The sequence below is a fragment of the Pseudomonas sp. 3A(2025) genome (genome assembly GCF_054589175.1).
Genome location: NZ_BAAILM010000034.1, coordinates 115244 through 130540 on the forward strand (window position 1 = coordinate 115244; position 15297 = coordinate 130540).

Sequence of the window (15297 nt, forward strand, 5' to 3'; positions counted from 1 at the left end):
TCACACGCCGTGTGCTTGCAGACGGGCGTCGTACCAGCTCAGGAACTGATCGACATAAGACTCGGTAAAGGCCGAATACTGTCCCGGAATATAGGCCGGGTCCTGAGTGCCGGTGTGGGTGATACCCACCAGATCGGCGTCCTGCTGGTTGGTCGCGGTCCAGACTTCGGTGAGGGTCTTGAGGTCGTAATCGACGCCTTCGATGGCATCGGCATGCACCAGCCATTTGCTGCGCACCAGGGTCCGGTCCGGCGCCAGCGGGATGATGTACGAGATCACCGCGTGATCGCTCATGATGTGGGTCCACGAGTTATGGGTCCACATATGCATATCGCCTAGATCGCGGCGAATCAGGTCGCCGAGCAGTTTCTTGCTGGCCACCTGCGTGGTCAGGGTCTGCGATTCGCCGTGGCCTGCAATCACCAGACGCTGGCTGCGGAACTGGGTCACCGCGTCAGTGCCCAGATGCTCGACGGCATCGCAGATAAACCCTTGGCTTTCCCAGTCGGCCTTGGTGTCGGCGTTGAGTTTGTAATAGTCGTCCAGCGCCTTTAGTGACTCTTCACTCAGGCCCTCAAGGCAGAAACCGAAGTCCTCGGGCAAAAACGAAGCGGTCAGTTCCGGGTGGGTGCCCGCGCAGTGGTAACACTCGCGGTTGTTCTCCATCACCAGCTTCCAGTTACCGTTCTCGATGATCTCGCTTTCAAAAGCGATTTTGGTGCGCTGCATGTCGTACGGGTCAAAGCGCGGCTGCATGGTCCGCTCAAGCAAGGCAATATCTTGCGGCGCCTCATCGCCCAGGCAGACAAACACATGAGTGCCCACAACCTTGACGTGCACCCGGCTCAGGCTCTTGCAGGTCGCATCGAAGTCCTTGCCCATGTGCGCGGCATGTTTGAGGCTGCCGTCCAGGTCGTAGGTCCATTGGTGATACGGGCACACCAGCATGCCGATGGTCGATTTGCCGGCCGGCTTCAGGCGTGCACCCCGGTGGCGGCAGACATTGCGAAAGGCGCTGACCTGTTCATCGTCGTCGCGCAGCAGAATGATCGAGGACTTGCCGATATCAAGGGTCGAAATATCACCCGGCTCGGGTATATCGGCGGTAACGCCGACCAGGATCCAGTGTTTGTTGAAGAACACATCAATGTCGGTTTCAAACACGGACTGGCTGCCAAATAACTCGCCGTTAAAGCCATGGCCCGGTACACGACGTTTCAGAAGTTCACGGTGTTGTTGAAGTACGGCGCTGGTCATTTTTATTTTCCCTCTCAGACAAACATGGCTTACATCGAATAACAATAAGCCGAGTATCTGGAGGGGTCTGAAACCGGTCAACGCGCTTTATTATCCGCCTCGCATCACTTTGAGTTATGCGTGTTGGGTTGTCGCTTGCAACCATTCAACCAACGCCGTGACGGTCGGTGTCACCGGGTGCCCGTTAGGCACGACAAGGTAATGCGACTCTTTGGTTTTGACGGCATACGGCGTCAGGCGTACCAGTTCGCCCGAGGCCAGCAGATGGTCGAGCATGCCGCTCCAGCCCAGCGCAATCCCCTGGCCATACAAGGCCGCCTGAATGGTGTCGGTGTACAGGCTGAAACGCAGGTTGTACTTGCGCCGCGCCGTCGGCCCGTCGAGTTCCTTGAACCACGATTGCCAGGTCATCCAGCCTTCAGAGGTCGGATCGGAATCGATCAGTTCGGCCTGGAACAGCTCTTCAAGCGAGGTCGGCGCATGATGAATCGCCAGCCACGCCGGCGAACACACCGGGAAAACGTCTTCGCCGAACAGCGCAATGGCGGTGCCGTCGTCCCATTTGCCGCTGCCATATCGCACCGACAGGTCGATATCGTGGTGGCGAAGCTCGGAGGTGAACATTTGCGTGGTCAGGCGCAGTTGCAGGTTGGGCTGCAAGAGGCGCAGGCGGCCGAGCCTGGGCAGGATACGAAAGTGCGAGAACGCCGCCGTGGTGGTCAGCACCAGTTCCTGTTCCGCCGCACCGGCGGCGATTTTATCGAAGGCGCCAGCAATTTTCTGCATCGACTCGGCGGTGATGGTAAACAGCACATAGCCTTCGCTGGTCAACTTGATCGAGCGGTGCAGGCGGTGGAATAACTTTACGCCCAGCGCATCCTCCAGCAGTTTGATCTGCTTGCTGACCGCCGCCTGGGTGAGGCCCAGTTCCTGAGCGGCCAGGGTAAAACTGCTCAGCCTGGCCACGGCTTCGAATTCAAGCAAGGCAGTCATCGAGGGAATCAACCGCCGATAACCTTTGACCCGATTGACGACTTCAGCGGCTGGCATAAAAGACCTCTGCCGTTATCTTCTATAAGTAAGTTAATCCGTTACAGTTTTAAAAGGCTATCAAGCGCTCACTGTCGGCACACAAACTACTTATAACAAAACCGCTGTTTTCTTGATGCGGCCACGTCAAACCCGTCATGGCCGAAATCGGTATCCAGTTTCAGGCGCTGGCCAACGCCTGCACCCAGCCCTAGATTTTCACGCAGACAAAAATCGCATTACCGGACACGCCGTCCCACGGGGTGATTTTTTCATAGTCATGCTCGAACAGAGTGACCTCGAACCAGGGCCGCAGCAGCGTCTGTAACTCGACGAAGCTGGCGGCCACCATCGGGTGCTCGTCCTGCCATGACTGGGTCACGCCTTCGCAGGTCTTGTCGATGCGCAGCCGCAACGACTGCCGCTCGCCTTCGCCAGCGTAGTGCCAGGCGGAACCGAAGGCGAAGTCACTGTCGCCGTGGGTGACCGTGTGGCCCACCGCCGAACGGTTGTCGATTTTTTCCTTGTCGACCGAGTTGAAGCAGAACACGCCATTGTCGCCCAGTGCACTGTGCACATTGGCAAAGCAGGCCTTGAGGCGCTGCACATCGGCGTTGTAGTGGATGGAATACAAAAAGCAGGTGATCAGGTCCAGCGGCTCATTGACCGTGAACCCGCCCATGTCCTGGCACATGAAACGCGCCTCGGGACAGCGCTGGGCGGCGATATCGAGCATCGGCTGATGGATATCCAGACCGGCACTGCGATAGCCGAAGTCGAGAAAGTGCCGGATATGCGGCCCGGTGCCACACGCCAGATCAAGATGATTGCGCCCGCCATTGCCGAACAATTGATGCAGCCTGCGGATACTCTGGCTTTGCGCCTGATAGTCGATGTCGGCGCACATCAGGTCGTAGTAGGCAGACAAATCGGTATACAGCGCGTTGGAGGTCATAAGGAACCGGCAGGTTGGGCAAGGGCGTTGGGCGCGGCATCATACCTTACGCGCTGTAAAGATCCGGGAATCGCTCATGAAGTGCGGGACGATCATTCAGATGTTATTAGCTTTTACTCTCTCGGGCGTTTGTGTAGATTGAGCCATGCTGTTGACTCAAGCATCAATCGGAAGGCTCAGGGATCGGCATTCATCTACGGCACCCAGTTCCCCGGATCTTCACATGTCAGAAATGTCCCCTGAAGAGACTGTTCGCGCAGCCCTTCAAATTTCTCACGCCAGACTTCGCAGGCAGCATGAACTGGTCGTCGGTTTTGGCGTCAAGTCACTCAACACCTCCGATCTCGATGAGTTGCTGACGCACGCGTGTTGTACCGCCGCCGACGGTATGCACACACCGTTTGCAAAGGTGTTGAGCTTTATTCCAGAACAGCAGCAGTTTTTGCTTTCCCATGGCGTGGGCTGGGACGAGGGCGACATTGGTTCAGCCTTGATCGGCGCTGATGAGGCCAGTCCTGCCGGCTACGCCTTCATGACCAATCGCCCGGTGATTTCCAATCATCTGGGCCAGGAAAACAGATTCCGCACGCCTTCGCTGCTCAAGAAATACGGGATCAAGAGGGCGATCAACGTGCCTATCCGGGGGACGTCCGCAGCCTTTGGCGTGCTGGAGGCAGACAGCAGCGATGGCGAAGACTTCATTGAAACGGACCTGGTGTTTCTGGAGGGCATCGCCACTATCATTTCGATGTCCATCGAGCGGCTATTGATAAAGTCCGAACGCAAGCAACCGAGCCCTTATTCCGAGAGCGTGCTGAACGCCAGCCCCGACTGCGTCAAGATTCTTTCACCCGGTGGGGAAGTCGAGTTTTTTAACGAAGCGGGACTGTGCCGGATGCAGATCGACAGCCTGGATCAGGTATCGGGCCGGTTGTGGCCAGAGCTCTGGCCCGACGAGTCAAAACAGACCATCCAGCGTGCTATCGAGCGCGCAGGCGCGGGAGAGTCCGTACGGTTCGAGTCTTTCTGCCCGACCGCAAAGGGCGAACCCCGCTGGTGGGATGTCACCGCCTCGCCTATTTATGACAAACAAGGAAACATCGAAAAGATCATTGCGGTTTCACGTGACGTGACCGAGCGCCATAACCATGAGGCCCAATTAGCCTCATTGATTGATGCGCAAAATACCAGACTGACTGAAAGCGATCTGCACCTCGACGAAATCCACCACCGGGTCAAAAATAGCCTGCACTTGGTCAATACGTTGTTACTGCTGCAAGCCAACGTCGCGAACGAAGAATTCGTCAGGCTGCAGTTGCAGACGGCGGCGAACAGGGTGTTGACGATTGCCAATGTGCATGAGCGGCTGTACCACAAGGGCGAGTCGCAAGCACTCAGCGTCACGGCGTATTTGCAATCGCTACTCGGCGACATCAGTGAGGCATTTGGAAATCGCCGGATCGAGCTGGTCGCTGATTCTTTCCCACTGTCGTCGGAAAGAATGGCGCCCCTGGGCCTGGTCATTTCTGAACTCGTGACCAACTCGCTCAAATACGGTAAGGGAACAATCACGGTACAGGTTGAACAGGCCGATGATCACGCCGTCATCATTGTCACCGATGAGGGTGACGGCTTCCCGGACTCTTACCCAAAACCCAGCGGTACAGGCCTGGGCATGCGGCTGGTCCGCAGCTACTCGGGCTACGGCCAACAAGCGATCAGCGTGGATCGCTCCGCAAGGATGAGTACGATACGGGTGCTCTTCAGGCGTTGATTTCCAGTGTGCGCACACCTCCAGAAAACTCATGATATTAAAAGGCAACTCTTGCGCTGCAAGGTGCTCCAACCTTGCACACCCTAACTTCGACACCGCCTCAGAACTGCCTCCGCGATAAGCCGATCGCTTACTTTTCAGCATTCCGGGTTTAACCAATGAACGAGCCAGACCCGTCCACAACGGCATCGAAGATTTCCCGGGTCACCGCCTCGGCGGGGAATGTCACTTATGCAACCGGCCGTAATATTTCAGAGACGGTTGATCGAGCGGCCAAACTGACAGCGCAACGGCTGCACAAGCCCTACTCCATCGAACAGCTGTCTCGCCTTTTGCGCAAGGTTTACAGTTGGCAACGTCGTCAGCGCATTATTGGAAATAATCCGTCATGACTCCTTGTTCCCCTTCGCCGGTCAAATCCGAGATTGCGCGCATGCCCCTTGATCCTGCTGACTCCAATGAGCGTCTTGTTGCACTGCGCAGCTACGGGATTCTCGACACCCCGCACGAATCCGATTTTGATGATCTGGTGGCATTGGCGGCCGACATTTGTGAGGTGCCGATTTCGGTCGTCAACCTGATCGAAGACCATCGCCAGTGGTTTAAAGCCGAGATTGGTCTGGGCATCAGAGAAACGCCGCTGGACGTCTCGATTTGCCGCCACGTGCTTTTGCAGCCTGGGGTCACGATTATTTCCGACCTGCGCAATGATCCGCGAATGTGCGCCAACCCACTGGTGACTGCCGACCCCGGCCTGCGCTTCTATGCCGGTTGCCTGCTGGAAACGCCCGAGGGACATGGCATCGGTACGCTCTGCGTACTGGATAAAACCCCGCGCGTACTGACGAGCCGCCAACAGGCCGCCCTCAAGACCTTGGCCAATCAAGTGATGGGGCAACTGGAACTTCGACGTTCGCTAAAACAAAAGACCAGGTTGCTCGAGCAAAAGGAAATGCTGCTCAAAGAGGTCAATCACAGAACCAAAAACAATCTGCAGCTCATTGTCGGGCTGATTCAACTGCAGACCCGGCAAATGACAGATCACCAGGCCCGCACCGCCCTGACGGACACGTCCAGGCGAATCATGAGCATCGCAGCCGTACACGAGAAGCTGTATCAATCCGAAGAAGTCGGCGCTGTCGATGCGGCCTCGTACCTGTCCCAGGTCATTGCCGGAATTAACGCGACGGCGTCTCGACACGCACGATTCGAGCTTGATCTGGAATCGGTGATCCTGCCGATGGACAGCGCCATTCCCCTCGCCCTGCTGGTCAATGAGTTACTGACCAACGCCCTCAAGTACGCCTGCCCGCCGCCCTCTGAAGGCGCTGTGTGGGTGACGTTGAAAGCGCAAAGCGACGGCGTGGTGTTGACGGTAGCGGACCAGGGCCAGGGCATGCCGCCCGGATTCGATTACCGTAAAAGCAAGTCTCTGGGGATGAAGATCATTGCGTCACTGGGGCGGCAATTGCAGGCGCAAGTGACCTTTTCCGATAATCAGCCGGGCGTGAAATGCGTGGTCAGGTTTGTGCCTGTCGTCCCGCCCGGTTATTGATTGCGCTTACAGGCCCTTGCTTTTGAGCAGGGCGGCATGCTCAACGTAAAGCTTGACCGGGTCGAACCTCTTTCCGGTGTCCGGGTCTTTGCTAGTGTTCCCGGCGAACTGATTGACGACGTCGAAGTGGTCCATGGGGTAGTCCGAGCGAATCACTTTACCCAGATGCGAACTGAAGCGGCCGACCGCGCCATCGTTGGCACCCTTCTCTTTACGAAATAAATACGACAGCGCGACGCAACTCGCATGACCCGGGTCGAGTAGTTGTGAGAACTCAGTGCCCTTCACGATTCCGCTCCAAGAGTAGTAATAGACGCCGTTTTCAATTTCGTTGCCTTCGCCACCCCACACTGTTGGCAGGCCCTGCGGGTACTTGCCATTGAAGTCAACCAAGCCTGCACTGGTCAGCGATGCGAAAGCCGCCTGCGGGTCAGTCGTGTTTTGCGGATTGCCGCTGATAAGAGAAATGAAGGTTCCGACAGCGAATAACAGAGTCTCTGCGACCTTCTCGGACAATGCTCCAGGGGTCAGTGCCTCGCGCAGCAAGTCGGCAATCTCAGAGCCTTGGTTGGGGCAACTGATAGAGGTGACCGACGCGACCTTTTGCGGGTGCCGGGCGGCTACATAGCGTGCAGCCAAGGGGCCCTGGCTATGACCGATCAGATTAACCTTGTCGGCTTTCGTTTCCTGCAAAATGCGGTCGACATGTTCGAGCAGTTTTTCTCCGCGCGCCTCGTTGCTGTTCACGGCGGGAATATTGACGGCAAATACGGTGGCGCCCGCATTTTTCAAAGCTTCTTCAATGCCGAAGAAGTATTGATAGCCTGCGATTTTATCGAAACCGAAAAGGCCGTGAATTAACACGATCGGGTAGTGGGTAGACGCATCCATGTCTATGTTCATCCCTGTTTATAACGTAATTAAATGAAGTCCATGCCACAGGGTGCCTCTAAAAACGTAAGCGAGGCAGTCAGCGCAAGGCAAAAACAGGTGAGGAACGGTCGGAGTCGCGTTCGACTTTACGGGTTGTAAATGAGCATTCCGAGCCTGTTTTTAACGCAGCGATGGCAACGCAGGTAGTTTTTAGAGGTGCCCCACACATTATTCAAACTATTTCAAACTAACAGTAGTTGACAAACTCAAAAGGGACAAGCGCATGACCCAGGCGTCGGACGAGCCTGCACCACCCTTCAGGCATCCCGACTTGCCCGACTGGGTAACGGCGGTACTGAAAGACGTTGTAGATGCCAATCAGCACTGGCTGGAGTCCGAAGCCAAACGCCTGTGCCGCATGGACGATCGTCCCGTCAATCAGACCCTGTGCAACTGATTCACACCCGCCAAGAGTGCTTGAAATGCTGATAGCCGTGCTGATTTTCATTGTCACCATCACCCTGGTCATCTGGCAGCCCAGAGGCCTGGGCGTCGGCTGGAGTGCAACTCTTGGGGCCGTTCTGGCCTTGCTGAGCGGCGTGGTCAGCCTGGGCGACATTCCTGCGGTCTGGCACGTCGTCTGGAATGCCACCGCCACCTTCATTGCCATCATCGTCATCAGCCTGCTGCTCGATGAGGCCGGCTTTTTTGCCTGGGCGGCCTTGCATGTCGCCCGCTGGGGCGGCGGCAGTACGCGCAAGCTGTTCGCCTTTATCATCTTGCTGGGCGCGGCAGTCTCGGCGCTGTTTGCCAACGACGGTGCAGCGCTGATCCTCACCCCCATCGTGATCGCCATGTTGCTGGCGCTGCGCTTTTCGCCGGCGGCGACTTTGGCCTTCGTCATGGCCGCCGGCTTCATCGCAGACACCGCCAGCCTGCCGCTGGTGGTGTCGAACCTGGTGAACATCGTTTCGGCCGACTATTTCGGCATTGGCTTCAACGAATACGCCTCGATCATGGTGCCGGTGAACCTGGTCAGCGTGGCCGCGACCCTGGCCATGCTGATGTGGTTCTTTCGTAAAGAACTGCCCAAGGCCTACGACCTCAACCAGCTGGCGCGGCCAGAGACGGCCATTCGCGACCGCGCGACGTTTATTGCCGGGGGGTGGGTGCTGGCGCTGTTGCTGGTGGGCTTTTTCGTCATCGAGCCCATGGGCGTGCCGATCAGCGCGATTGCGGCGGTGTGTGCGGTGATCCTCTATGCCATCGCCGCACATGGCAAGGCGATCAATACCGGCAAGGTGCTCAAGGGCGCGCCCTGGCAGATCGTGATTTTCTCGCTGGGCATGTACCTGGTGGTCTATGGCCTGAGGAACGCCGGCCTGACCGATTACATCGCACAAATCCTCGATGTGTTTGCCGGCTACGGCGTCTGGGGCGCCTCGCTGGGCACCGGCCTGCTGACCGCCCTGCTGTCTTCGGTCATGAACAACCTGCCCACCGTGCTGATCGGCGCCTTGTCGATCCATGCCGCCGACGCCCATGGCGTGGTCCAGCAAGCGATGATCTACGCCAATATCATTGGCTGCGACCTCGGCCCGAAGATCACGCCGATTGGCAGCCTGGCCACGCTGTTGTGGCTGCATGTGCTGGCCAAAAAGGACATTACGATCAGTTGGGGTTACTACTTCAAGACCGGGATCGTGCTGACCCTGCCTGTACTGATTGCCACGCTGTGCGCGTTGGCCTTGAGGCTGAGCTTTTGAATACCATGACCCACGTGTCGATTTTCAGAAAGATCCTGGTTTGGACAACAGGCGTACTCGTCGTTTTGCCCACGCTGCTTGCAGCGTGTTTCGGGACGCTGGTTGCAGCGGCAAGGATCTACGAATTTGTTTTTATCCAGGGCCCAGGCATTGCCTACGGGATAGGCGCGCATTTGCAGCTGCTGGCGATCACGGTGTTGGGCTGGGTAGGTCTGGTGACTTTGGTCAGATTGCACAACCACTTTTTACGCTCAAATGCAGTACCGGCCTGGCGCCGCTTCGCCTGGACCGGACTGGTTTGCGGTGTGATTGCATGCATCGGTTTGATGGGCTGGATAAACGCTTCTTTGGCGTTTCGTCTTGTTTTTCTTGGGTGGCCGTTGATTGCAGCGTTGGTGTTTGGCGGGTTGTTGGTGTGGGCTCAACACTACGATGCTGTCGCTTCAGCCGGCCAATGACTTCGCCCGTTGCTACGTCCAGGCCCAAGCCTTCTTTTTGGGCCAGCAGTCGAGGGTCAGCGATTCTGATAGGGTAGAAATCACCACCTGTTCGAGACCCGAAATTCGATGAGAGTTATTCGTAGCAAAGATTTCACCGCCACTCGCGCCTGGGGAGCTGACGAGATCGCTAACATGGATGGAACCACCGTCCGCCTCCATTGGACCGACCAACCCTATAAGTGGCATGTCAACGATGGTGAGGAAGTTTTCGCAGTCCTCGACGGCACGGTAGATATGCATTATCGCGAGTCAGGCATTGAGCGCATCGTGACCCTGATGGTGGGCGACGTGTTTTACGCAGGGGCTGGATGTGAACATGTTGCACACCCTCGTGGAGAAGCACGGATTCTGGTTATCGAGCGTGAGGGAAGCATTTGAGTTGGCTGGGCTGTCGCTCATCATGGTTTGGTTAGACTCATGGGACTGTAGGGCGTGAACGGCGATAGACATCTTCAAAGCTGACCGCTTTTGGCCGGAAGCGGTCGTTTGTTAGCGGCAGCTATCGGCCAGGAGCGGACACTCGTGAATTAGCTCAGTACTCGCGTATACAGCAATACCCGTCAGCAGCGTCCAAAACAAAGGAAACTTTAAACGGAAAAAAACCTACCGAGCTGCATACAAAAAAATCGTTGAGTTTTGCAAGCATTCGCCACATAGTTGGTAATTGACTAAAATTTCTACTAAAATACATTGGTTAATGCAGTTATAAGATACTACAAAAGAAATCAATATATGGAAAAGATTCAGTGAGCGATAGTTTCAAAAAAAACCCAGTAGCGATAGCTTGCATCGCGGCATGTTCAATCATGCTGGCATATATAGAATTCCAAGCCATTCCTGCACTCCTAGTTAAATCAAATATGGACATTTTTGGGCGGACTGGGCCAGGAATTCAACTCATGTCAGAGCTTGATGACTTCAAATCCTACGTTGACGAAGCAAGCTACCCTACAGGAATGAAAGCCAAAGATGTTTACGATCTCTCATCCCCTGAAAGCAAAGAGACCACCAAAAACTTTGGATCGAGTCGAAATATTTATGTCCTATCTACAGATCCACACCTTAAATATTTTTTAGCAAACTATCACGACACAAAATATAAAAAATATAATGATATTGAACCTGAATCCATGCCCTATGGAAAACAAAAATATAGTACCTACAGCAGCGCCATCGCTAGGTTGATTTTAGGCATCAGTATAGAGAAATGGGGGCAGCTAGCAACTTATCTCTCGATGACAGATTACTACGCGAGCGCATCTGTCGAAACGATCGAAGGGGGTGATGGATATAAAGTTATCTATCTTCGTCCAGAATCAACCCTTGCTCTACTTCAAAATCCTTCAATACCCTACTCAACCCCACTAGAGCAGGTTAATCAATGGTCGCTCCCGCATGAGCTGGCACATTCTTGGGATAGCGAATTACTTGCTAGGAAACATAACTCTGCAGCGCTCAATAAGCTTTACTCAATATCTGAAGACAATGCAGATCTTATAGCTGAAAGCATTGCAGATCTTACTACCGCGCTGATAATGTTAAAAGTGACCCAGAATAGTGATACCCTAGAGTATCAAATAATCCCTTTCAGAACGAGAGTCGAGGGAGACCATATTCATGCAACTCAATACCTGCTGGAGAAAACGTATAATAAATTTACTCTAGCTGACGTCATCAATAAAACCGATCTAGAACTATCTCGCTTGGCAATATCAGCGATAAATCACGAGCTTTCCAATGATTTTGACGGAATGAATAAGTTTATTTTAAATCACAAGTATAACTATTGGCTAATGATTGCCGCCGATATTCTGAAATTTAATACCTTGCCGAGCTGGATAGTTGATGCAAAATTAAATAGTCGTTTGGCGTTAGAGAACTCCATTAAGAACGCAGTTTATCAAGGAGCCCTTGATGGCAAGTGCAAAGCTCTAAATCGAGCAATAAAAGCACACAACAGATATTATGATGACATAGAGCTTACTGCAGCATCAAAATCCGCACCTCATTTCTGCAATGATGATCAGTACAATCTGCCTGCACTTGTAAAATTCTCTCACGACTCAGGCTTCATCATTGACTGGGAATCGCACAGCCGACTTGATAAAAACTTACACAAAATTAATATTTATTATGAAAAACTAACAAATCACCGTTCCGGCTTTGATACTCCCTATGTTAACTAACCCGTTCTCAGCCTGTCCTACTAAAGCACCGTTATGCGTGGTTGGACTAGTGGTCATGGCTGTTGACGGTTCGCTTTGGGGACGGAGCGTCCGCTTCTGGCCGATTGCTGACGTTTGTAGCAGGCAATAATCACCCGTTGAAAACAGTCGTGACACGACGCATGGGCCAAAAGCAGACTGTACGCGCATACATCCAGCCTTGTTCTTCACTGAGCTCCAGAGAGCCGGTAACCCAGCGTAGATGTAACATGCGACATCGCTTCGAGATCCATCGCTGGAAGATCGCAATCTACCAGCGACAGGTTTAACTCACAAAGATAACCAGAAACAGTCACTTCAACCGCGCTTATTCCACCGTCACCGACTTCGCCAGATTCCGCGGCTGATCCACATCCGTGCCCTTCAACACTGCCACGTAATACGACAGCAATTGCAGCGGCAGCGTGTACAGAATCGGCGCCAGCGTGTCGCTGATGTGCGGCATGCTGATCACATGCGTGCCTTCGCCGTTACGCAGATCCGCCTTCTCATCCGCAAACACCACCAGCTCGCCGCCACGCGCGCGGACTTCCTGCAGGTTGGATTTGAGCTTTTCCAGCAGTTCGTTGTTCGGTGCGACGGTGACTACCGGCATGTCGGCATCGACCAGCGCCAGCGGGCCGTGTTTGAGTTCGCCGGCCGGATAGGCTTCGGCGTGGATGTAGGAGATTTCCTTGAGTTTCAAGGCGCCTTCCATTGCCACCGGGAATTGCGCGCCACGGCCCAGGAAAAGGGTGTGGTGCTTCTCGGCGAAGAGTTCGGCGACTTTCTCGACGATGCTGTCCATGGCCAGGGCTTCGCCAAGGCGTACCGGCAGGCGGCGCAGTTCTTCGACCAGTTCGGCTTCGACGCCGGCTTCCAGGCTGCCTTTGACCTGACCCAGCGACAGGGTCAGCAGCAGCAGGGCCACCAGTTGGGTGGTGAAGGCTTTGGTCGAGGCGACGCCGATTTCCGGGCCGGCCTGGGTCAGCAGGGTCAGGTCGGATTCGCGTACCAGCGAGCTGGTGCCGACGTTGCAGATCGCCAGGCTGGCCAGAAAGCCCAGTTGCTTGGCGTTGCGCAATGCGGCCAGGGTGTCAGCGGTTTCGCCGGACTGGGAGATCGAGACGAACAGGGTGTCGGGCTGCACCACGACTTTGCGGTAGCGGAATTCGCTGGCGACTTCGACCTGGCACGGAATACCGGCCAGGCCTTCGAGCCAGTAACGGGCAACCATGCCGGCGTGGTAGCTGGTGCCGCAGGCGACAATCTGTACGTTGCGCACTTTGGCGAACAGCTCGGCGGCCTGAGGGCCGAAGGCGTGTACCAGCACTTGTTGCTGACCGAGGCGGCCTTCAAGGGTGCGTTGCACGACTTTGGGCTGCTCGTGGATTTCCTTGAGCATGAAGTGGCGGTAGGCGCCCTTGTCGGCGGCTTCGATGCCTTCGCGTACCTGAATGGTTTCACGCACCACCGGCTGGCCGTTAACGGACCAGATCTGCACGTTGTCGCGGCGGATTTCGGCGATGTCGCCCTCTTCCAGGTACACGAAGCGGTCGGTGACCTGGCGCAACGCCAGCGGGTCGGAGGCGAGGAAGTTTTCCCCAAGGCCCAGGCCCACCACCAGCGGGCTGCCACTGCGGGCGGCGAGCAGGCGGTCGGGTTGTGCGGCGCTGATCACCGCCAGGCCGTAGGCACCGTGCAGTTGCTTGACCACGGCTTTGAGTGCCGCGCCCAGGTCGGGGGTGTCCTTGAGCGTGTGGTTCAGCAGGTGGACGATGGTTTCGGTGTCGGTGTCGGACTCGAAGACATAACCCAGCGCCTTGAGCTGTTCGCGCAGGGCTTCGTGGTTTTCGATGATGCCGTTGTGCACAACCGCCAGATCGCTGCCGGAGAAGTGCGGGTGCGCATTGCGCTCGCTTGGCGCGCCGTGGGTGGCCCAACGGGTGTGGGCGATGCCCAGGCGACCGGTCAGTGGCTCGCCGGCCAGGGCCTGTTCCAGCTCGCTGACCTTGCCGACGCGACGGCGGCGTTCAAGCGCACCCTCATTGTTGAAGATGGCCACGCCCGCGCTGTCGTAGCCACGGTATTCAAGACGCTTGAGGCCTTCGATCAGGATGGCTGTAATGCTGCGCTCAGCAACAGCGCCAACGATTCCACACATGGTTTTACTCCTGGCTGGCAGCGGCACAAATCAATGTGATGCCGCGGGCTTGTATCTGTTCGCGTGCCTCAAGGGGCAGGCGTTCATCGGTAATAAGGGTGTGGATACTGCTCCAGGGCAGTTCCAGATTGGGGATACGGCGTCCGACCTTGTCGGCTTCGACCATCACCACCACTTCGCGTGCGACCTCGGCCATCACCCGGCTCAGGCCCAGCAGTTCATTGAAGGTGGTGGTGCCGCGTTGCAGGTCGATGCCGTCGGCACCGATGAACAACTGGTCGAAGTCGTAAGAGCGCAGCACCAGTTCGGCGACCTGGCCCTGAAACGATTCCGAATGCGGGTCCCAGGTGCCGCCGGTCATCAACAGTACCGGTTCGGGTTCGAGTTCGTTCAGGGCGCGGGCGACGTTCAGCGAGTTGGTCATGACCACCAGCCCAGGCTTGGCGCCCAGTTCAGGGATCAAGGCTGCGGTGGTGCTGCCGCTGTCGACGATGATGCGTGCATGTTCACGAATGCGCTGGGCGGCGGCGCGGGCGATGGCCTGTTTATAAGTCGAGGCGGGCTGACTGTTATCAACAATCAGCTCATGCGGTACGGTTACTGCACCGCCGTAGCGGCGCAGCAGCAGGCCATTGCTTTCCAGCGCGGTCAGATCCTTTCGGATCGTAACTTCAGAGGTTTCGAAACGGCGTGCGAGGCCATCCACAGTGACTTCACCCAAATCATTGAGCAGGCTGAGAATATCGTGGCGACGCTGAGGTGTATTACGTTTCGACATTTTCTGACTAAGTTTCGATTCGAAAGATAAGGACGCAATCAAAACCTATTGGAGGCGACTCGTCAAGCCTGTGAATAACCTGACGAGCCAGATCGGCGGGATAACTCTTGAACCACTGTATAACTTAACAGTACACAACCTGAAAAGTTATACAGTCGATGGTTGTGAATAACTTCAGGGTTTCTTGACCTTCACCGGGCGCTTCCAGCCTTCGATGTTACGCTGCCGTGCGCGACCCACAGCCAGTTGCTCGGCGGGTACATCCTGAGTGATGGTCGAACCGGCGGCGGTGGTGGCGCCAGAAGAGATATTCACAGGCGCGACCAGCGAGTTGTTGGAGCCGACGAACACGTCTTCGCCCAGCACGGTCTTGTGTTTGTTGGCGCCATCGTAGTTGCAGGTGATGGTGCCGGCACCGATGTTGGTGCGCGCACCAACTTCG

Annotated in this window: 13 protein-coding genes and 2 pseudogenes; 8 read left to right on the plus strand and 7 right to left on the minus strand. The window is 55.8% G+C overall.

The window, feature by feature from the left end; genetic code table 11:
• From ACYP2A_RS14445 to ACYP2A_RS14455, 3 genes are all read right to left on the minus strand, one after another.
• Complete coding sequence (locus tag ACYP2A_RS14445; protein WP_459745901.1) at positions 1-1257, minus strand: aromatic ring-hydroxylating oxygenase subunit alpha; 1257 nt, start codon at positions 1255-1257, stop codon at positions 1-3.
• Positions 1258-1371: 114 nt separating this feature from the next.
• A complete protein-coding gene (locus tag ACYP2A_RS14450; RefSeq protein ID WP_459745903.1) occupies positions 1372-2307 on the minus strand; it encodes a LysR substrate-binding domain-containing protein in 936 nt (311 codons plus the stop codon).
• A 190-nt stretch (positions 2308-2497) separates the two neighbouring features.
• Positions 2498-3241, minus strand: a complete 744-nt coding sequence (locus tag ACYP2A_RS14455) for a class I SAM-dependent DNA methyltransferase (RefSeq protein ID WP_459745906.1) — start codon at positions 3239-3241, stop codon at positions 2498-2500.
• Between the two features lie 223 nt (positions 3242-3464).
• Here ACYP2A_RS14455 and ACYP2A_RS14460 point away from each other — a divergent pair, with 223 nt between their 5' ends.
• From ACYP2A_RS14460 to ACYP2A_RS14470, 3 genes are all read left to right on the plus strand, one after another.
• On the plus strand, positions 3465-5015 hold the full coding sequence (locus ACYP2A_RS14460; protein ID WP_459745907.1) for a sensor histidine kinase: 1551 nt from the start codon (positions 3465-3467) through the stop codon (positions 5013-5015).
• A gap of 158 nt (positions 5016-5173) precedes the next feature.
• Entirely contained in the window at positions 5174-5407 is a 234-nt protein-coding gene (locus tag ACYP2A_RS14465) for a hypothetical protein (protein WP_459745908.1), read from the plus strand.
• 41 nt (positions 5408-5448) lie between these two features.
• Positions 5449-6570, plus strand: a complete 1122-nt coding sequence (locus tag ACYP2A_RS14470) for a sensor histidine kinase (RefSeq protein ID WP_459745910.1) — start codon at positions 5449-5451, stop codon at positions 6568-6570.
• A gap of 6 nt (positions 6571-6576) precedes the next feature.
• On the opposite strand, the gene ACYP2A_RS14475 is transcribed toward ACYP2A_RS14470, so the two are convergent.
• A complete protein-coding gene (locus tag ACYP2A_RS14475) occupies positions 6577-7467 on the minus strand; it encodes an esterase/lipase family protein (protein WP_459746262.1) in 891 nt (296 codons plus the stop codon).
• Positions 7468-7765: 298 nt separating this feature from the next.
• Here ACYP2A_RS14475 and ACYP2A_RS14480 point away from each other — a divergent pair.
• The 5 genes and pseudogenes from ACYP2A_RS14480 to ACYP2A_RS14500 all read left to right on the plus strand — a co-directional run.
• Positions 7766-7900: pseudogene (locus ACYP2A_RS14480) on the plus strand (metalloregulator ArsR/SmtB family transcription factor); the annotation flags it as partial.
• Positions 7901-7925: 25 nt separating this feature from the next.
• Positions 7926-9209 (plus strand): arsenic transporter, encoded by a 1284-nt coding sequence (locus tag ACYP2A_RS14485; protein WP_459745911.1) that lies wholly within the window; start codon positions 7926-7928, stop codon positions 9207-9209.
• Entirely contained in the window at positions 9206-9667 is a 462-nt protein-coding gene (locus ACYP2A_RS14490; protein WP_459746268.1) for a hypothetical protein, read from the plus strand. The genes ACYP2A_RS14485 and ACYP2A_RS14490 overlap by 4 nt, the downstream gene beginning before the upstream one ends.
• Positions 9668-9775: 108 nt before the next feature.
• On the plus strand, positions 9776-10087 hold the full coding sequence (locus tag ACYP2A_RS14495) for a cupin domain-containing protein (protein ID WP_459745912.1): 312 nt from the start codon (positions 9776-9778) through the stop codon (positions 10085-10087).
• Positions 10088-10455: 368 nt separating this feature from the next.
• The gene (locus ACYP2A_RS14500; RefSeq protein WP_459745915.1) at positions 10456-11895 is read left to right on the plus strand and encodes a hypothetical protein; all 1440 of its coding nucleotides are present in this window, start codon (positions 10456-10458) and stop codon (positions 11893-11895) included.
• 346 nt (positions 11896-12241) lie between these two features.
• Here the strand turns inward: ACYP2A_RS14500 and glmS are convergent, their stop codons facing one another.
• From glmS to glmU, 3 genes and pseudogenes are all read right to left on the minus strand, one after another.
• Positions 12242-14077: a glutamine--fructose-6-phosphate transaminase (isomerizing) gene (gene glmS / locus ACYP2A_RS14505; RefSeq protein WP_459745918.1), complete on the minus strand. Its 1836-nt coding sequence runs from the start codon at positions 14075-14077 to the stop codon at positions 12242-12244.
• Between the two features lie 4 nt (positions 14078-14081).
• Positions 14082-14855: a DeoR/GlpR family DNA-binding transcription regulator gene (locus ACYP2A_RS14510; RefSeq protein WP_459745920.1), complete on the minus strand. Its 774-nt coding sequence runs from the start codon at positions 14853-14855 to the stop codon at positions 14082-14084.
• A 174-nt stretch (positions 14856-15029) separates the two neighbouring features.
• A pseudogene (gene glmU, locus ACYP2A_RS14515) lies at positions 15030-15297 on the minus strand (bifunctional UDP-N-acetylglucosamine diphosphorylase/glucosamine-1-phosphate N-acetyltransferase GlmU); the annotation flags it as partial.